Annotated in this window: 8 protein-coding genes; 6 read left to right on the top strand and 2 right to left on the bottom strand. The window is 74.4% G+C overall.

The features are described 5' to 3' along the window. The first annotated feature begins 105 nt into the window (after nt 1-105). From FB457_RS07530 to FB457_RS07505, 6 genes are all read left to right on the top strand, one after another. Nucleotides 106-348: a 4Fe-4S domain-containing protein gene (locus FB457_RS07530; protein WP_145781260.1), complete on the top strand. Its 243-nt coding sequence runs from the start codon at nt 106-108 to the stop codon at nt 346-348. A 105-nt stretch (nt 349-453) separates the two neighbouring features. Beyond that, nucleotides 454-1656, top strand: coding sequence for a cytochrome P450 (locus FB457_RS07525; RefSeq protein WP_145781259.1), 1203 nt, complete (start codon nt 454-456; stop codon nt 1654-1656). A gap of 4 nt (nt 1657-1660) precedes the next feature. Further along, on the top strand, nt 1661-2701 hold the full coding sequence (locus FB457_RS07520; RefSeq protein WP_047014295.1) for a 3-oxoacyl-ACP synthase III family protein: 1041 nt from the start codon (nt 1661-1663) through the stop codon (nt 2699-2701). Nucleotides 2702-2987: 286 nt separating this feature from the next. Further along, on the top strand, nt 2988-4889 hold the full coding sequence (locus FB457_RS07515) for an HAD-IIIC family phosphatase (RefSeq protein WP_145781257.1): 1902 nt from the start codon (nt 2988-2990) through the stop codon (nt 4887-4889). Next, nucleotides 4886-5923 (top strand): alpha/beta fold hydrolase, encoded by a 1038-nt coding sequence (locus FB457_RS07510; protein ID WP_047014297.1) that lies wholly within the window; start codon nt 4886-4888, stop codon nt 5921-5923. The genes FB457_RS07515 and FB457_RS07510 overlap by 4 nt, the downstream gene beginning before the upstream one ends. Nucleotides 5924-6375: 452 nt before the next feature. Beyond that, the gene (locus FB457_RS07505; protein WP_047014298.1) at nt 6376-7146 is read left to right on the top strand and encodes an AfsR/SARP family transcriptional regulator; all 771 of its coding nucleotides are present in this window, start codon (nt 6376-6378) and stop codon (nt 7144-7146) included. 120 nt (nt 7147-7266) lie between these two features. Here FB457_RS07505 and FB457_RS07500 read toward each other — a convergent pair whose 3' ends face one another. Further along, nucleotides 7267-11769: a beta-ketoacyl synthase N-terminal-like domain-containing protein gene (locus FB457_RS07500; RefSeq protein WP_145781256.1), complete on the bottom strand. Its 4503-nt coding sequence runs from the start codon at nt 11767-11769 to the stop codon at nt 7267-7269. 28 nt (nt 11770-11797) lie between these two features. Then, entirely contained in the window at nt 11798-19234 is a 7437-nt protein-coding gene (locus tag FB457_RS07495) for a type I polyketide synthase (protein ID WP_145781254.1), read from the bottom strand. Nucleotides 19235-19527 lie beyond the last annotated feature (293 nt).

Below are 19527 nucleotides of genomic sequence, written 5' to 3'. Positions count from 1 at the left end.
GGTGACTTGCCGGTTTCTAAAGCCTTTTCCGGCTACGAAGGCGGAGGTGAATGGCCTTACGCTACGGGCCGGTTCAACGGATCCGAGTTCCGGAAGGATGCCCTCATGCGGGATTCCTCCATGCAGGTCGAGACCGAGATCGAGCGGTGCGTCGCGTCTGGCATGTGCACGCTCCTGGCCCCGCGGGTCTTCGACCAGGATGAGGCGACAGGTCAGGTCGTGGTGCTGGAAGAGCGCCCCGCCGAGGAGCAGTGGGAGGCGGTGGACGAAGCCGTGCGCTCCTGCCCGGCACAGGTCATCCGGTTCGAGGAGGCGGCCGAACCCGCCGAGCGGGCCGACGCGCCTTAAGCACGCCCAAGTCCGCCTTAAGGCCATAACCCGAGGCTGGGCGGGAAAGGCGTGGACCGGCAGTGCCGGCCCCGCGGCTTCGCATGCGGAGGAAGGAAACGCGTCATGTCGGACACGCTGTCCACGCCGCCCCGGCGGTTGCCGACCGAGCGGCCGCGCCCGCTGGACCCGCCGGAAGAGCTGGGCCGGCTGCGTGCCGAGGAGCCGGTGAGCCCGCTGCTGTACCCGGACGGGCACGTGGGCTGGCTGGTGACGAGTCACGCCGCGGCCCGGAAGGTCCTCAGCGACCAGCGGTTCAGCGCCCGGGGCGACATCAAGAAGGTGCCGTTCGAGCTGCCCTCCGGCGGCCGGCCCTGGGAGAAGGTGCCGCCCGGCTTCTTCATGCACATGGACCCGCCGGACCACACCCGCTACCGGCGGCTGCTCACCGGCCAGTTCACGGTACGGCGGATGAAGGCGCTGGAGCCGCGGATCGAGCAGATCACCGAGGAGCACCTGGACGAGATGGAGCGGCAGGGGCCGCCCACGGACCTGGTGCCGTCGTTCGCGCTGCCGATTCCCTCGCTGGCGATCTGCGAGCTGCTGGGCGTGCCGTACGGCGAGCGCAAGCGTTTCCAGGACCACTCGACGACCGTCATGCGCATCGGCTCCTCCGGCGAGGAGGTGGCGGCGGCCTTCGCCGCGATCTACGGGCTGATCCACGAGCTGGTGCAGCTCAAGCACAAGGAGCCCGAGGACGACCTGCTGAGCGGGTTGATCGCGACCGGTGAGCTGAACGACGCGGAGCTGACCGGCATCGGGATGCTGCTGCTGATGGCGGGGCACGAGACGACCGCCAGCATGCTGTCGCTCGGCACGTACGCGCTGCTGCGCCACCCCGGCGAGGTCAAGCGGCTGCGCGAGGACCCGGAGCTCTTCGGTAACGCCGTCGAGGAGCTCATGCGGTACCTGACGATCGCCCAGTTCGGCGTGCCGCGCACCGCGCTGGAGGACGTCGAGCTGGAGGGCAAGCTGATCAAGGCGGGCGACGGGGTCACCGTGTCCCTGTCGGCGGCCAACCGCGACCCGGGGCGGTTCGAGGACGCGGACACCTTCGACGTGAGCCGCTCCACCTCCGGGCACATGGCGTTCAGCTACGGCATCCACCAGTGCCTGGGCCAGCAACTGGCCCGGGTGGAGATGCGGATCGCGTACTCGGCGCTCTTCCGCCGCTTCCCCGACCTGCGGCTTGCGGTCGAGCCGGAAGAGGTGCCGCTGCGCGCGGAGGCGACGATGTACGCCGCGAGTTCGCTCCCGGTGGCCTGGTGATCACGTGCTCGTTCTGAACCGGGAGAGCGGCCTGCGGGTCGCCGGCCTCGGCACGGCGTCGCCGGGCCCGCCCATCGACAACGCGACCCTGGGCCGCCGCATGGGCCTGGGCCCAATGTGGGAGCAGTGGGCGGAGGCGTTCGTCGGCACGAAGTACCGCCATCTCGCGGTCGACCTGGAGACCGGCGAGCCGCGGTTCTCGCTCGCCGACCTCGGCGAGACGGCGGGCCGGCGGGCGCTGGCCGCGGCCGGCCTGGAGCCGTCGGACGTCGACGTGGTCGTGATGGGCACGGCCATGCCGGACATGCTGATGCCGACGACGGTGAATGTCGTCGCGGACCGGCTGGGCATCGACCAGGTGCCGACGTACCAGTTGCAGTCCGGGTGCTCGGGCGCGGTGCAGGCGCTGTCGGTGGCGGCGGGGCTGCTGCTGTCGGGAAGCCACCGCACGGCGCTGGTCCTCGGCGGCGACGTCTCGGCGAAGCTCGTCGATCCGGACATGGACGCTGCGGCGCTGCCGCCCGCGCAGTTGGTGAACCTCATGCTGTTCGGGGACGGTGCCGGCGCGCTGGTGCTCACCGCGGAGCCGTCGCCGGGGCCCGCGCTGCGGGCGGTGTTCACCAAGCTGGTGGGGCTCGGCAAGCAGCCGGGGCAGACGCTCGACTGGTACGGCGCGAGCCGCCGGTTCGACGGCCCGCCCGTCAGCGAGGACTACAAGGCGATCGAGGCGGCGGTGCCGGAGATGGCCGCCGAGTCGGCCGAGGAGCTGCTGAACGGGCTGGACTGGAAGCCGGACGAGCTGGCGTACGTGCTGCCGCCGCAGCTCTCCGGGCGGATGACAGCGAAGATCCGGGAGCGGATGGGCGCGCCGGAGGCGCAGGAGGTCTCCTGCGTCGACGAGACCGGCAACAACGGCAACGCGCTGGTGTTCTTCCAGTTGGAGCGGCTGCTGCCGAAGCTCGCCGCGGGCGACCGGGCCCTCGGCGTCGCCATCGAGTCGAGCAAGTGGATCAAGTCGGGCTTCGCGCTGGAGGCGACCGGCTGACCGGATCGCAGGGGTTACCCAACGGGCGCCGTGCGCCGCTGTGGTCACGCAGCGGAGCGCGGCGCCCGTGCCGTACCGGCCCCCGGGCGTGCACCGCCGAGGAGCCCCGAGACCCCGGCGGTGGCGGCCCGGCGCGCGGGGCCGCCACCCCTGCGTACGACCGCTTTAGACCCCTCCAAGGCCCCGTCAAGCCCCGCTCGCGAGCCTGGGGGCGGTCCGCCCGCGCCTCTCCCGTAGCGCCCGCCCGGCGGCCCGCTGCGCTGGTCCACCAGGAGGTGTGAGATCCGTGTCCGCTGCCCCCGCTCCCCCGCCATCCGCTCCGGATCCCGTCGCGGAGCTGCACCGGTCAGGAAGCCTGGTCGCGGAGTACCCGAGACTCCCCGCACTCCTGCACGGCCTCGGTGAGGACGAACGGCAGCGCGCCGGGCGGCTGTTGTCCCGCCTCTCCCCCGACGAGGTGCTCGCCGTCCACCCCGGCGTCCCGACCGTGTCCGTCGCGGTCACCGGGCACGGCACGGTCGCCGGCCTCGTGCCGCCGCTCACCATGGAGCTGGCCAGGCACGGCATGCTGCTGCGCTCCCACGTCGCGGACTACGACAGCTGGCTCTTCGACCTCGCCGACCCCGCCGGCGAGGTCTACGCCGCCGGCACCGACCTTGTGGTCTGCCTGCTGGCCGCCGGGATCGTCTTCGACGAGGTGCCGCGCCCCTGGCGGCCCGAGGACGTCGAGCGGGTACTGACCGAGAAGGTGCACCTCCTCGGCAAGCTCGCCGCCACCCACGGCACCTCCGGCTCCGGCACCCTCGTCTACACCACGATGCCGCTGCCCCGGGAGTTCACCGCCCAGCTCGTGGACCACCGCTCCCGCGCCCGCCTCGGCGCCGTCTGGCGCGAGGGCAACGCCCGGCTCCTCGGGCTGATGGACGAGCACCCGGGCCTCGTCGTCCTCGACCTCGACCCGCTCCTCACCGGCCCTGCCGCCCTCGCCGAGGACCGGCTGGCGACCTACGTCGGCACGCCGTTCGCGGCCGAGCTGACCGCCGCCGTCGCGCGGGAGGTCGCGCACCTCGCCCGCGGCCGGTCAGGGCGGGCGAAGAAGGTGCTCGCGGTCGACCTGGACAACACGCTGTGGGGCGGCGTGCTCGGCGACGACGGCCGGGAGGGCATCGAGGTCGCCGACGGGCGCACGGGGCGCGCCTTCCAGCGCATGCAGCGGGTGGTCAAGCAGCTCGCCTCGCGCGGGGTGCTGGTGGCCGCCGTCAGCAAGAACGACGTGGAGCCCGTACGCGAGGTGCTGCGCGACCACCCCGAGATGACCCTGCGCGAAGACGACTTCGTCCGGGTGGTCGCCAACTGGTCGCCCAAGCACGACAACCTGCGGGCGCTGGCCGAGGACCTCAACCTGGGCCTCGACTCGTTCGTCTTCGCCGACGACAGCCCCTACGAGTGCGGCCTGGTGGCCCGCGAGCTGCCCGAGGTCACCGTGCTCCACCTCGACGGCGACCCGGCGCTGCACGCCGGGCGGCTGCTCGCCGACGGCTGGTTCGACGTGCGGGACCTCACCGACGACGACGTCCGCCGCCCCGAGCGCTACCGCGAGGAGCTGGTCCGCAAGGACTTCCTCGACTCCTTCTCCTCGCTCGACGACTACCTGCGCGAGCTGGACGTACGGGTGGAGCTGACCGCCGCCGCCGAGGCCGACGTGCCGCGCGTCGCCCAGCTCACCCAGCGCACCAACCAGTTCAACCTGACCACCCGGCGGCTCCAGCAGGACGAGGTCGCCTCCCTGGCCGGCTCGCCGGGGAACCTGGTCCTGGCCATCCGCTCCGGCGACCGCTTCGGCGACAACGGCCTCGTCGGTGCGGTGTTCGTACGGACCGACGGACCCGTGTGGCACGTCGACAACTTCCTGCTGAGCTGCCGGGTCTTCGCGCGCGGCATCGAGCAGGGCTGCCTCAGCGCGTTGCTGGAACACGGCAGGGCCGAGGGGGCCGAGGCAGTCGCGGCACAGTACGTGCCGTCGCCGAAGAACGGCAAGGTCAGGGACTTCTATTCACGGAACGGCTTCGACGCCCACGGGCACGCCGAGGACGGGACCGCCGACTTCCGTCACGAGCTGCGGCAGATCGACGCGGTGCCGGCCCACCTCGCCCTGACCGTGCGCTGGGCGCGGGAGGGAACACGATGAACGACGTCACGGAGCTCAAGGAGTTCGCGCTCGTCCACGCCAAGGCACTCCAACTGCCCCCCGGGCAGTACGAGAAGGTGCTCGACCGCATCACCAGTGACGAGGACGGCGCCCCCGGCTCGTGGACGGCGGAGTGGTCGGCGGCCGCCGCGGAACTCGACGGCGCCGGGCAGTTGCTGCCCGCGTTCCTCTGCTACACCATGGCGCGCTTCCCGGTCGTCGACGGCCCGGCGCGGCAGGAGGCGTACGAGAAATGCCGGTCGGCGTTCGACCGCTGGCGCGCCGGCCAGCAGGGTATCGAGCGGATCACCGCGCCGCTGGCCGACGGCGAGGTGGTGGCGTGGGCCGGCGGGCTCTCGGCGGCGGAGCCGAAGCCGGTGCTGCTGGTGACGGGCGGGATCGTCAGCCTCAAGGAGCAGTGGGCGCCGGTGACGCTCCAGGCGGCGGCGCTGGGCATGGCCATCGTCGTCACCGAGCTGCCGGGGGTGGGCGAGAACACCCTCCCGTACGACCGGGAGAGCTGGCGGATGCTGCCCGCCGTGCTCGACGCGATCGCGGACCGGGCCGACGTCACCGACACGTACGCCCTCGCGAACAGCTTCGGCGGGCACCTCGCGTTGCGCTGGGCCGGGCACGATGCCCGAGTGCGCGGCATCGTGACGTCGGGGGCGCCGGTGAGCGAGTTCTTCGTCGACGCCGACTGGCTGCGCGGCGTGCCCGGCATCACCCGGCACACGCTGGCCCGGCTGACCGGCACCGCCGGGGGCGACGACGACGCGCTGCACAAGACGCTCGCCGACTGGGCGCTGACGCCCGAGGAGCTGGCCGCGCTGGAGATCCCCGTCTGCTACTCCGCCAGCCTCCGCGACGAGATCATCCCGGCCGGGGACCCGGCGTTCGTGCGGCAGCACGTGAAGCAGGTCAGCATGAACGAGTTCGACGACGTGCACGGTGCGCCGGCGCACGTGCAGCAGACCGTGGACTGGACGTTCGGCTCGCTGCTGGCGATGCGCCAGGGCCACGCCCCGCGCTGAGGCCGCTCAGCCCGCCCCTCCCGGCCTCCGGCCGGTCCGCCGGAGTCCCCGGCCGTAAGGCCCCCTGTGCACCACAGGGGGCCTTACGGCCGTTGCCGTACGGACGGGCGCATTCCCGTGGTCGCGCACGCGGATATCGGGCAGCGGATACGCCGGGGTGAATAACCGGGCATTTGCGAGAACGGCGGATGATCACGACGCATTGACCGGGGGGCGTGAATGCGTCACACACGGCGCTGCACGCCCTGCGCAATACCCCTGACAACACATAGGGGGGACTTAGGGGTGGGTAGGGGTTTCGGCACCCCCTACCCCCTCCATAGCCTGCAAAGACCTCTACAGCATCGTCGCGTCACACACAAGCTCCCCTGCCTGTAGCGGCGAGAGAATTGAACAACAGTGCCATGAAAACTGGGTACTTCGGCCCAGAGAAATTCATCGGGGGTTGAAAAGTGCAGTACGAAATACTCGGACCTGTCCGGGTGGTGGACAGTCGCGGCAGCAGATTCGTGAGCGCCAAGAAGATGCAGGTGCTCCTCGTCCTGTTACTGATCCGCGCCCGGCAGGTGGTCTCGATCGACGAGGCCATAGCCGAGATCTGGGGGCAGAACCCGCCGCGCCGCGCGACCGCGGGCATCCACGTCTACATCTCGCAGCTACGCAAGTTCCTCGGCGAGCCAGGCAGCCGGGACAACCCGATCCTCACCCGCCCGCCCGGCTACCTGCTGCACCTGGAGGACGACGAGTTCGACGTGGACCGCTTCCAGGAGCTGCTGCACCGGGGGCGCCTGCACCTGAAGGAGGGCCGTCCAGAGCAGGCCGTCACCGCCTTCGAGGACGGGCTCTCCCTGTGGCGCGGTCCGGTCCTCGGGGACCTGTGCGACGGCCCGATCATCGCGGGCTTCGCCACCTGGCTCGAGGAGACCCGCCTGGAGTACCTGGAGTGGCTGATCGAGGCGCAGTTGAGCCTCGGGCTGCATCGCGAGCTGATCGGCCGGCTGTCCGCGCTGACCGCGGAGTATCCGCTGCGGGAGACGTTCTACCGGCAGTTGATGCTCGCGCTGTGCCGCTCGGAGCGGCAGGCGGACGCGCTGCGTACGTACCAGCAGGCCAGGACCCGCCTCAACGAGGAACTCGGCCTGGAGCCCTGCCGGGCGCTGCGCAACCTGCAGCAGGCCATCCTCGTCGCGGACGAGCGGCTGGAGCTGCCGGCCGCGGTCTGACGGGACCGCCCGGCCCTGCTACGGCGAGGGGCGGGCGAAGCCAACCGGCTTCGCCCGCCCCTTCGGCTTGTCCGCCCCGCGGGCGAGGTCGGCCCGGGCCCTCGGCGGCGGCTTCCGGGGTCAGACCCGTACCGGCTGCCGCAGCCGCGCGGCCATCTCCGCCAGGACCCGCGCGCCGCTCTGGTCGCCGTGGACGAAGAAGTGATCGCCCGGTACGACCAGCAGCTCGAACCCGGCGTCCGTCAACGGCCGCCACCCGTCCGCGTCCTGCTCCGCGACCACCGGATCGCCGGCACCGTGGAACGCCGTCACCGGCACCCGCAGCGGCGCCTCCGCCGGGTCGTGCCGGTAGCTCTGCACCACCCGCAGGTCCGAGTAGCCCGCGCCGTCCATGGCCACGTCCGCCTTGCCCGCCAGGTGCTCGCCCAGCTCCGCGCGCAGCGCCGTGTCGTAGAGCCGCGGCTGCGCCCGCCGCACCCGCGCCAGCTCCTCGTGCTCCGGCATCTGCTCGTAGCCGAGCCGCTGGGTCACTGCCCGCAGCCGGGCGCCGAGCGGGTTCTCGCCGCCGGTCGGGGCGCTGAACGCGCCGACGAAGAGGTGCCGCAGCAGTTCCCCGTACTCCGCGCCCAGCCGGTGGGCCAGGCGATACGCGAGGAGGGCGCCCATACTGTGCCCGTAGAAGGCGAACGGCCGGTCCAGATGCGGCTTGAGCGCCTGTGCGACGGCGTCGACTGCCTCGTCCGCGTCGACCAGGCAGCGCTCGTCGGCGCGCTCCTCCCGGCCGGGCAACTGCACGGGCACCACCTCGACACCGGCGTCCGCGGCGCCCGTCCACTCCCGGTAGAGGGACGCGCCGCGGCCGCCGTACGGGAGGCAGAAGAGCCGCACGCCGGCGTCGTCCCGCGGCGTGACGGGCAGCCAGAGCCTGCCGTCCATGTCGTACGGGCGGGGGGCGGCCGGCTCGTCGCCCGCGACGGACCCGCAGAGCCGCTCCACCACCTCGTCCAGCGAAGGGCCCGCGATGAGCAGGTCGACCGGGAGGTCGGCGCCGGTCTCCGCGCGTACCCGCTGGCGCAACTCCAGCGCGGCGAGGGAGTCCAGGCCCGTCTCGGCGAGCGGCCGGCTGCCCGGGACCTCGGCGGGCGGCAGCTGCAGCAGTTCCGCGACCATGCCGGTGAGCAGATCCCGCAGCGCCGCGGCGCCGTCCGGGCCGTGGAAGCGCTGCCGGGCCGCGTCGTCGCGTACGCCGTCGGCGGGGGTCTCGTACGCCCCGGTGCTCGGGCTGATGACGCTGATCTCGGTGCCGCGGCCCCAGCCGACCGCCGCTCCGTCCTCCGCGCACAGCAGGTGTTCGCCGACCAGCAGCTCACCGACCGGCGCGGTCAGCCGGACATGGCACCACAGGACGCCCTCGGCGGGCGCGCCGAAGCCGACCTCGCCGAGGCGGGCGGTCATGAACAGGTCCCGCTCGGCCAGTCGGGGGCCGGCGGCGAGCGCGTAGAGCTGCACGCAGGCGTCCAGCATGCCGGCGGGCACGGGGAGCACGCGCTCCGGGCGGCCCTCGGCTGCCGCGGTCTCGGCGGGCGTCGGCAGGCGGAAGCGGGCCAGCACCTCGCCCTCGCCGAGCCACGCTTCGTCGACCCATTCGACGGACGGGCCCAGGGGGACGCCGCGTTCGGCCATCTGCCGGTAGAACTCGGCGCCTTCGAAGCGTACGGGGCAGCGCTCGCGGATCTCCGCCCGCGCCGCCTCGGTCAGCGTGCGCGCCTCTCCCCCGCCGCCCGGGCGCAGCCGGCCGGCGGCGTGCCGGTGCCATCCCTCGTCGCCGGAGGACTCGGGCAAGGTCTCGCCGGCCTCCCGGCTGTGTACGGAGAACTCCGCCCAGCCGTCGCCGTCCGCCGGGCCGACCGCCAGGTGCACCGTGCGCTCCTGGCCGCGGGCGAGCGTCAGGGCCCGCTCGAACCGTACGTCGTCCAGCCGCAGCCCGGGGCCCGTGCGGGCCGCAGCGGCCAGCAGTTCCTGGTAGTAGCCGACGTGCAGGACCCCGGCGGTGTCGGCGACTTCGGGCAGCGCCGCACGGCTGACGGCGGTCGTGTACTGGCGCTGCGCGAGCGGCGAGGCGACCTGCCGCAGCCCGAGCGCTCCCATGGGCGCACCGACCCCGGACGCCGCGGGAGCGGCATCGATTGCCGCGGCGTCCGGGCGGTGCGTACGGCGTCGGAACGTCTGCCCCGGCAGGTCCAGCCGGGTCCGCTCGTAGCCGTCGTCGCAGGCCGACCAGTCGACGTCCTGGCCGGCGACGTGCCGGTCCGCCAGCCAGCCGAGGAGTTCGCGCCAGATGTCGTCACCGGGCAGCCCCCGGACCTCGCCGGCGGGCCGTGCCGCGGGGCCGCCGACGTGGACGAGGGTGTCGTAGCCGTGCGCGGCGAGCGCCGCGGCGGCGGCCTCCGGGCGAACGCCGGGCCCCGTGCGCAGCCAGAACCCGGGGTCGGCGGCCTGGTCCGCGCCCGCCTCGGCGGCGTCGGGCCCGTGCAGCAGCCGCAGCGCGCGCGGGCGTTGCGGAAGCGCGGCCGGCGGGGCGGCGGCGCCGTGCCGGGCGGCGAGCAGGGCGCCGGCGGCCGGGGCGTCGAGGGCGCCGCTGAGGACGGCCGCGGCGAGGTCTCCGGGCGCGGCACCGCCGGCGACGGCGCCGGCGGCGATGCCCCAGTCGGCGAGCGTGCGGACCAGCGCGATCTGGCAGGCCACGGTCCGTACGTCGGCGGCGAGCGCGGCGGGCGCGCCGTCCGGCTCTCCGTCGGAAGCGCGCAGTTCCGCGGTGCACCGCTCGACGTGCGCGCGGAAACCCGGGTGGGTGGCGTACAGCGTCTCGGTGATGCGCTCCGCGGCGGATGCGGAGGCGTCGAGGAGGAAGGCGACGGGCGGCGCGGGGGCCCGGTCGCGGGCGCCGACCGCCTCGGCCGCCGCGGTCTGCCGGGGTACCGCGGGCGGTTCGGGTCCTTCGCCCGCGGCGAGCGCGGCGAGCCTGCGCGCGAGGTCGTCGCGTGAGGCGGTGACGAACGCGGTGCGGTGGGCGAAGTGCGCGCGGCGCGCGGTGGCGGTGTGGCAGAAGTCGGCGAGCGTCGCGTCGGGGTGCGTCGCGAGCCACTGGCCGTGCCGGGCGGCGGCCTCCCGCAGGCCCTCGGGGTCGCGCGCGGAGAGCGCGAAGACGTGCGCGGGGCGCTCGGGGCCCGCGGTGCGCGCCGGTTGGGCGTCCGGTTCCGTGAGCACGACGTGCACGTTGGTGCCGGAGAAGCCGAAGGAGCTGACGCCTGCGGTACGGGGCCGGCCGTCGCCGTGGCGCGGCCACGTCGCCGTACGGTCGCACAGCGCCACCGGCAGTCGCTCGACGCCGAGGCGGGGGTTGGGCTTGTGCAGGTGGAGGCCGCCGGGGAGCTCGCCGTGGCGGAGCGCGAGCACGGTCTTGATCAGGCCCGCCACCCCGGCGGCGGCCTCCAGGTGCCCGATGTTGGACTTGACCGCGCCGATGCGCAGCGGTGCCGAGGGGTCGCGGTCGGCGCAGAGCACGTCGGCGGCGGCGCGTACCTCGATGGGGTCGCCCAGCGCGGTGCCGGTGCCGTGCGCCTCCAGGTAGTCCACGGCCCGCGGCTCGACCCCGGCGGCGGCCACGGCGTCGGTGATCAGCTCGCGCTGCGCGCGGCCGTTGGGGACGGTCAGGCCGCTGGTGCGGCCGTCGTGGTTGACGGCGGAGCCGCGGATGAGGGCGAGGACCGGGGCGCGTACGGCCGCGGCGTCCGAGGCGCGCATGAGGGCGACCATGCCGCTGCCCTCGGAGCGTACGTAGCCGTCGGCGGCGGCGTCGAAGACCTTGCACTTGCCGTCCTCTGCCAGTGCCTCCATCCGGCAGAGCGCGACCATCACGGCGGGCGACATCATGGCGCTCACCCCGCCGGCCAGGGCGGCGGTGCACTCGCCGCGGCGCAGGCTCTCGGCCGCGAGGTGCACCGCGAGCAGCGACGACGAGCACGCCGTGTCGACGGCCAGGGCCGGGCCGCGCAGCCCGAAGGTGTGCGCGATACGGCCCGCGGCGACGCTGATCGCGGAGCCGGTCGCGGTGTACGGACCCGCCGCGCGCGGCGACCGTGGCAGCAGGGTGTTCTCCGATCCCGAGACGCCGACGAAGACGCCGACGCGCCGCTCGGCGGTGGTCCCCGACAGCAGCCCCGCGCTCTCCAGTGCCTGCCAGCTCGTCTCCAGCAGCAGCCGGTGCTGCGGGTCCATGTCGCGGGCCTCGGCGTCGGTGATGCCGAAGAACCCGGCGTCGAACGCGTGGGCACCCTCGGCGAGGAACCCGCCGCGGCGGGTGTACGAGGTCCCGGGCTCGCTCCGGTCGGAGGAGTACCAGCCCTCGACGGGCCACCGGTCCCCGGGCACGTCCACGACGCCGTCGCGGCCCTCGCGCAGCAGCTCCCAGAACCGCTCGGGGCCGTCCGCGCCGCCGGGGAAGCGGCAGCCGAGGCCGACGACGGCGATGGGCTCCGCGGCCCGCGCGCGCAGCTCGTCGACCTGCTCGCGCAGGGTGCGCACGGCCTCCAGGGAACGCCTCAGCAGTGCCTTGTCCGTCATCGCCGTTTCCTCTCCCGCGGGCCGTGGGCTAGAGCCCCAGCTCGGCCAGGACGCCCTTCAGCTCTATCTCCACCGTCGAATCGCCCTTCCCGGTGGCCGGCTTGCCGCCGCCGGCCTCAGCGGCCGCCCCGGGCCGCCGCGCCGCGGACTCGGCGGCCGGCGGCTCGATCCGCAGCACCCGCTGCAGCTTGTCCCGTTCGGCGTGCACGACGCCGAACTCCGGCGCGGCGTGCCGCAGCGCTGCGTCGAACGCCTCCACCCCCACCGCGTTCTCCAGCGGCGTCAGGCCCAGGCGGCGGCGTACGAAGCCCTCCGTCGACTCGTCGACGCGCATGCCGCCCTCGCGCCAGAACGGCCAGACGAGCGCGATGCTCGCGCCGGACCGCTCGCCCGCGGCGCGCAGTTCCTCGCGGCGGCGGCTGAAGGCGTTGAGGAAGCGGCTGGCGAAGGCGTAGTCGACCTGGCCGGGGTTGCCCGCGAGCGCGGCGAGCGACGAGAAGACCATGAAGAAGTCGAGGTCGTCCGCGGCGGTCTCGGCGTCGAAGTGGACGGCGCCGTCGACCTTGCCGGCGAGGACCAGGTCGATCTCGTCGGCGGTCTTGTTGGGCAGCAGCCCGTCGCGCAGCACGCCCGCGGAGTGGATGACGCCGTGCACGCTGCCCCAGCGGTTGCGGGCGGCGGCCAGGATCCACTCGACGTCGCCGCGGTCGGAGACGTCGGCACGCTCGTAGCGGACGTCGGCGCCGAGGGCGCGGATGCGCTCCAGCGCCTCCTGCCGCTCTCCGGTGAGCGGTGAGCGGCCGACGAGCAGCAGGTTCACCCGGGCCTGGCGGGCGAGGTGTTCGGCGAAGAGCAGGCCGAGGCCGCCTCCGCCGCCGGTGATGACGTATGTGCCGCCCGGCCGGACCGCGACGCCGCCCGGCGCGTCGGGTGCCACCGCGGGCAGCTCGCGGAGCCTGCGCACCCGGCGGCCGTCCGCGTCGTGGCGTACCTCGGCGTCGGCGCGGGCGTCCGCGGCGAGTTCCGCCTCGCAGGCGCGCAGCAGGGCGGCGGCGGGCTCCTCGCCCGCGTCGGCGCGTACGGCGACGGCCTGCTGGACGAGGCGCGGGTTCTCGTGGTCGACGCTGCGGGCGAAGCCGCCGAACGCCTCGGCCAGCGGGTCGGGCCCGCCGTCGGCGTGGGCGGCGACGCGCAGCAGCCGCACGGGGGCGCGCAGGCCCTGCCGCAGGAGCGCCTGGCTGAGGTGGAAGACCGAGGTGAGCGCGGTGCGCGGGTCGCTCCAGGCGTGCAGCACGGTGACCGGCGGGGCGTCGAGTCCGGCGAGCAGCGCGGCGTGGTCCTGGGCGGACCCGGCGCGTACGGTACGGCCGTCGCCGGCCACCTCGTATGCCTCGCCGGGCCGGACGCCGACGACGGGCGCGGCGCCGGAGTGACGGTCGCGTACCCGCTCGGTGAGGGCGCCGTCGTCGTCGAAGACGAGCACGGGTCCGGTGAGCCAGGAGGCGGGGCCCTCGGGGGCGGCGGCCGGCTCCCATCCTGCGGTGTAGTGCAGGACCTGGAGGGCGCTGTCGGGCGCGGACTCCGGTGCCTCCGCGGCGGGTTCCGGTGCCGCCGGGGCGGGGGCGTCGTCGAGGCTCAGCTCGTCCAGCAGATAGGCGGCGAGCTCGTCGATGGACGGGTAGTCGAAGACCACCCCGGCGTACAGGACCAGGCCCAGCGCCTCTTCGAGCAGATTGCCGAGGCGGACGGCCATCACCGAGTCCATGCCCAGCTCGAAGAAGCCGCGCTGCCGGTCCGGCGGGCTGCCGGGCGGGAACTCCAGCAGCTCGCCGAGCGTCTGCTGCATCCGCGTGGCCAGCGCGGTGTGGCGCTCGCTGGCGGGCGCGGCGGCCAGCGACGCGAGCAGGTCCGCAGCGGCGGCCGCCTCCCGCGCCGCGGGAGCCGCCGCGGAGTCCTCCGCCTCCGGGGCGGTCCGCGGCGCGGGGACGGGGATCGGCACGGCCGGTGCGGTCGGCCGTGCCGGGTTCGTGGCGCTCGGCTCCAGCCAGTAGCGCTCCTGCGAGAAGGGGTACGTCGGCAGCGACACCCGGCGCCCGCCGGTGGGCCGGGCGGCCCAGTCCGCGTCGCCGCCCGCCGCCCACAGCGCGGCGGCCTGCTCCGGCGCGGCGTCGGCGGGCACCGCGGGCGCGGCGCCCGACCGGCCGGGGCGGCGGCCGGTGCTGATGCGCTCGTCGCCGTCGTCGCCGGCGGCGACGCGCGCGAAGCGCTCGGCGGCCTCGGCGAGCGTACGGGCCGCGAACGCGGCGCGGTACTCCATCGGCTCCCTGCCGTGCTGGAGCGTGTACGCGACGTCGGCGGCCCGCGGCACCTCCGGGTCCCCGGCGCCGGGCTCCGCGGGCAGCGTGCGGAGGAACGCCGCCATGCGGGCCGCGTACGCGCGCAGGTTCTCCGGCGTACGGGCCGACAGCGGGAACACCAGCGGCCGGCCGGCACCCGCGGCGGCCGGGGCGGGGCGGGCCGGGGCCTCCTCCAGGATCAGGTGGACGTTGACGCCGCCCGCGCCGAAGGAGCTGACGCCCGCGCGGCGCGGCCCGGTCACGGGCCCGCCCGTCCCCGGCAGCACCGGCGGCTCCCAGGGGGCGGTCTCGCGCTGCACGGCGAACGGCGTGCTGTCGAGGTCGAGGTTCGGATTGAGTTCGGGGGTGTGCAGCAGGGAGGGCACGAGCGTGCCGTGCCGCAACTGCAGCACCACCTTGGTGACCTGGGCGATGCCGGCTGCCGCCTCGGCGTGGCCCATGGTGGCCTTCACCGAGCCGATGGCGCAGGCCGGGCGGCCGTCGCGGCGGTGCGGGGCGGCGGCGTCCGCGTACGCCTCGGTGAGGCCGCGGACCTCGATGGGGTCGCCGAGGCTGGTGCCGGTGCCGTGCGCCTCGACGTAGCCGATGGAGCCGGCGTCGACCCCGGCGTCGGCGAGCGCGGCGCGGACCAGCTCGGCCTGCGCGACGGGGTTGGGGACGCCGTAACCGTACGTGCGGCCGTCGCTGTTGACCGCCGAGCCCTTGATGACGGCGTGGATCCGGTCGCCGTCGGCCAGCGCCCGGCCGAGCGGCTTGAGGAGCACCGCGCCGACCGCCTCGGCCGGTACGTAGCCGGTGCCGCCCTCGGCGAAGGCGCGGCACCGGCCGTCCTCGGCGAGGAACCCGGCCTCGGCGAGCATCACGTACTTGCTCGGGTGTAGCGACAGGTTCACCCCGCCGGCCAGTGCCATGGCGCACTCGCCGCGGCGGATCGCGGCGACCGCCAGGTGGATGGCGTAGAGAGAGGAGGAGCAGGCGGTGTCCAGGGTCAGGCTGGGGCCGCCGAGGTTGAGCAGGTGGGAGATGCGGTTGGCGACCGAGAAGGTCTGCGAGCCGACGATGCGCCAGACGCCCTCGTCCAGGTCGCCGCCCGCGAACATCTGGTAGTTGTTGTACGTCACCCCGGCGAAGACTCCCACCGAGCCGCGCTCGTCGCCGAGTTCGGGGTCGGCCAGCGACGCGGGGGTGTAGCCGGCGTCCTCCAGGGTCTCCCACGCGGTGGTGAGGAAGAGCCGTTCCTGCGGGTCGAGCAGCCGGGCGTCGCGCGGCGAGATGTGGAAGAACTGCGGGTCGAAGGCGTCGACGTCGTCGAGGAAGCCGCCCCAGCGCGGCCACTGGTCGCCGAACTTCTCGCGCGCCAGCTCCGCGTAGCGGCGGTAGCCGGGGCGGTCGAGGGGGATCTCGTCCACGCAGTCGTCGCCGGCGAGCAGCCGGTCCCAGAAGTCGGCCAGGGTGGGGGCCTTGGGGTAGCGGCCGCTGATGCCGACGATGGCGATGTCCGCGGTGCCGGCGCCCGCGGCGGCGGGCGGCACGGGAGCGGGCTGGACGGCGCCCGGCTGCACGGCGGCGGGTTGAACGGCCGCGGGCTGGACGGCCGCGGGTGCGGGCGTCGCGGCGGGCGGGGTGCGTACCCGTCCCGCCATGTGGCGCGCGAGCGCGTCCAGGTTCTTGTACGTGAAGAGCGTGGCGCTGTCGACCGGCCCGTAGTGCTCCTCCAGCCGCCGGCGCAGCTTCTCCACCAGCAGGGAGCTGAGGCCCAGGTCGTCGAAGCCGGCCCGCGGGTCGATCTCCTCGGGACGCCACTTCAGCTCCTCGGCGAAGAGCCCCACGAGATGCCCCAGCACGGCCTCCTGCGCAGCGCCCGCGCCGCTCGGCAGCGCGGCGGGAGCAGGGGCGGCGGCCAGGGCCGCGGGTGCGGGGGCCGCGGCGAGGGCGGGCCGCGCCTGGCCCGGGGTGAGCAGGACGTGCGGCACGAGATCCTGCGGGCGGATCGGGCGGCGCTCGAAGGGGTACGTCGGCAGGGACGTGCGGCGTACGGGCCTGCCGCCGCGCAGCAGCGCCCAGTCGAAGTCCGCCCCGGCCGCCCAGAGCCGGGCGAGGGCCGCGGCCTTGCCCGCGGCGGCGAGGGCGTCGAGGTACGTGTTGCCCTCGGGCCCGGCGAGCAGCGCGCGCGAGAGGTCCGCGGCGCCGGTGGCCTGCCCGCTCCACCAGGTGTCGCCCTGGTCCTCGCCGCGCAGGAAGTGCACCAGCGCGTCGTACAGTTCGTCGGCGTCCTCCGCGACGACCGCGAGCCGGGCCGCCATGGGCTCGCGGCCGAGCTGCAGGGTGTCGGCGAGCGCGGTGAGCGCGAAGTCGGCCGTGCCCCCGGCGGGCGCGTGCAGGTCGAGGTGGCGGACCAGTTCGCGGGCGTAGTCGCGCAGCGCGTCGGGCGTACGGGCCGACAGCGGGATCAGCAGCGGGGCGCTCGGCGCCTCGCCGCCGGCGGGCTCGCGCTCGTACTCCTCCAGCACGACGTGTGCGTTGCTGCCGCCGAAGCCGAAGGAGCTGACGCCGCAGCGGCGTGGGACGGGCCCTTCGGGGGCCGTGCGGCGCGGCCAGTCGCCGGCGCGGTCGCCGATGCGGAAGGGGCTGCCGTCCAGGCGGATGTAGGGGTTCAGCTTCTCGAAGTGGCGCAGGGCGGGCAGCTTCCCGTACCGCAGCGCCTTCACCATCGTGACCAGGCCGGCAAGACCGGCGGCCGCCTCCAGGTGGCCGATGGCGGTCTTGACCGAGCCGAGGGTGATGTGCGGCTCGGCGGGGGCGTCGTGGCCCCAGGCGGCGTAGAGGCGGGCGAACGCCTGCTTCAGGCCCTCGATCTCGATGGGGTCGCCGAGGCTGGTGCCGGTGCCATGGGTCTCCACGTGGGTGGCGGTGGCCGGGTCGAGCCCCGCCGCGCGCCAGGCGTCGACGATGACGTCGGCCTGCGCCTCGGGGCTGGGCGCGGTGAGCGACGCGGCGCGGCCGGAGTGGCCGACGGCACTGCCGCGGATCACGGCGTGGATGTGGTCCCCGTCGGCCTCGGCGGCGGCCAGCGGCTTGAGCACGACGGCGACGACGCCCTCGCCGCGTACGTACCCGTCCGCGGACTGGTCGAAGGTCTTGCAGCGGCCGTCGGGGGCGAGCATCCCCGCCAGTTCGAAGCACTCGAAGGGGGTGGGGCTGAGCATGAGGTTCACGCCGCCGGCGATGGCCAGCCCGCACTCGCCCGTGCGCAGGCTGCGGACCGCGCGGTGGACCGCGACGAGCGACGACGAGCACGCGGTGTCGATCGCCTCGCTGGGGCCGCGCAGGTCGAGCTGGTACGAGACCCGGTTGGGGAGCACGGCGTGGGAGAGCCCGGTGGCGGTGTGCGCCTGCGGCCCGGCGGCGCTGTGGCCCAGCACCTCCGCGTAGTCCATGGAGCTGAGCCCGACGAACAGGCCGGTGCGGCTGCCCGCGAGGGTGTCGGGGCGGCGGCCGGAGTCCTCGACGGCCTTCCACACGGTCTGCAGGAAGAGCCGCTGGTGCGGGTCCATCAGCTCGGCCTCGTGCGGCGAGATACCGAAGAACGAGCAGTCGAAGGAGTCGACTTCGTCGAGGAACGCGCCGTGCGCGCGGGCCGCGCGCTCCGCGCCCGCCCAGTCGCGCCAGCGGTCCTCGGGGACCTTGGTGACGAGTTCGTCGCCCGCCAGCAGCCGCTGCCAGAAGCCCTCCAGGTCCGCAGAGCCGGGCAGGACGGCGCTGAGGCCGACGACGGCGACGGGGTACGGGTCCGGCAGCGGGGCGTCGTCCTGGGCCCGCCCCGCGCCGCGGGGGCCGGTGCGGGGGGCGTCGTCGCCGGCGTCGGGGTAGCGGGCGGAGACGAGGTCGTGGTGCTCGGTGAGGAGGTGGCGCGCGAACGCCTCCAGGGTGAAGTGCTCGAAGAACACCGAAGGGGTGAGGTCGACGCCGAGGTCACGGCGGAGCAGGTCGGCGAACTCGATCAGCCGGATCGAGTCGAAGCCCAGCTCGCTCAGCTCCGTCTCGCTGCGTACGACGGCGGGTTCGACCTTCAGCACCTGCGCGACGGTGGTGCGCAGGTCCTTCAGGAGTGCCTGGTGCAGTTGGACGGCGGGGGTGCCCTCGGGGCGGGCGCGGTCGCGCTCGGGGCGGCGCAGGCGCAGTTCGCCGCCGGAGGCGGGGGCCACCGCGGTCCGTGCGGCGTCCTCCGCCGCGGCCGCCTCCCGCGCCTCCTCTGCGCGGCGCTCCTCGTCGCGCCGGGTCGCCTTGATCAGCCCGCGCATGGCCCGGCCGGGACCGATGGGCTTGATGTCCGCGACCCCCCGCGCGATGAGGTAGCGGACGGTGTCTGTCCAGCGCACCGGGTGGTCGAGCTGCCGCACCAGCGCGGCGGCGACATCGTCCTCGTACGGCAGGGCGGTCACGTTCGAGATGACGGGCACGGCGGGCGGCGCGAGCGTGAATTTGTTCAGGAACTCGGCGAACTCGCCCTGGATCGCCGACATGTACGGGGAATGGAACGCGCCGCTGACCCGCAGCACGGTGAACAGGCCGGCGCCCGCCTCCTCGAAGACGGCGCGAGCGCCCGCCACGTCATCACGCGGTCCCGCGACGACGATCTGCGTCGGGTTGTTGTAGTTGGCGATCGACAGGTTCTCCAGGCCCGGCCGCGCCAGGAGTTCCGCGACCTGTTCCGCGGTGAGCCCGACGACGGCGGCCATTCCGCCGTCCGCCACCCGCGACATCAGCTCGCCGCGCTTGGCGACCAGCCGCAGTCCGGTGGCGAAGTCGAACGCGCCGGCGGCGTGCAGGGCGTTGTACTCGCCGAGGCTGTGCCCGGCGAGATAGTCGGGCTCGGCGCCGCCGTCGGCGCGGTGGGCCAGGTGGCTCAGCGCGTTGACGATGAAGAGCGCGGGCTGCGTGTACTCCGTGTTCTGCAGCCGTCCTTCGACGTCGTCACGGCACAGCTCCTCGATGGAATAACCGAGTATCTCGTCCGCGCGGGCGACTTCCTCCGGGAACCTGCCGAAGAGCTGCGCACCCATCCCTTTGTGCTGCGAACCCTGACCTGGGAAGGCAAGCGCAAACATGTCGAGTCGTTCCTTCAGTATGCGTCTGTGAAATCCCGGTACGGGACCGCGCGGACTTTACGGCTACGCACTCTCACCGCGCAGCACTATTCTGGCGGTTCTATCGTGGCCCTGCCGACTAAGGACCGTCTAGCGGCCCGCTAAAGCCGCGACCTGGAATTACCCGACTTGACGCCGCCGTTGCCCGCCGCCCATCATGACCTTACCTCAGACCAGCCCATTTCATGCCGCGACCGCGGCAGTCAATTCGGGGGTACGGAATGACAATTGCCGCTTCGACCGAGGAAATCCAC

This window comes from Streptomyces sp. CNZ287, assembly GCF_007827615.1.
The sequence above is the reverse complement of the archived record's forward strand: the minus strand, read 5'-3'. Positions and strand labels throughout refer to the sequence as shown.

Bases quoted from the DNA above. Each gene is read 5' to 3' on its own strand.
- FB457_RS07530 (WP_145781260.1), top strand. From the start codon at position 106: ATGCGGGATTCCTCCATGCAGGTCGAGACCGAGATCGAGCGGTGCGTC.
- FB457_RS07525 (WP_145781259.1), top strand. From the start codon at position 454: ATGTCGGACACGCTGTCCACGCCGCCCCGGCGGTTGCCGACCGAGCGG.
- FB457_RS07510 (WP_047014297.1), top strand. From the start codon at position 4,886: ATGAACGACGTCACGGAGCTCAAGGAGTTCGCGCTCGTCCACGCCAAG.
- FB457_RS07500 (WP_145781256.1), bottom strand. From the start codon at position 11,769: ATGACGGACAAGGCACTGCTGAGGCGTTCCCTGGAGGCCGTGCGCACC.
- FB457_RS07495 (WP_145781254.1), bottom strand. From the start codon at position 19,234: ATGTTTGCGCTTGCCTTCCCAGGTCAGGGTTCGCAGCACAAAGGGATG.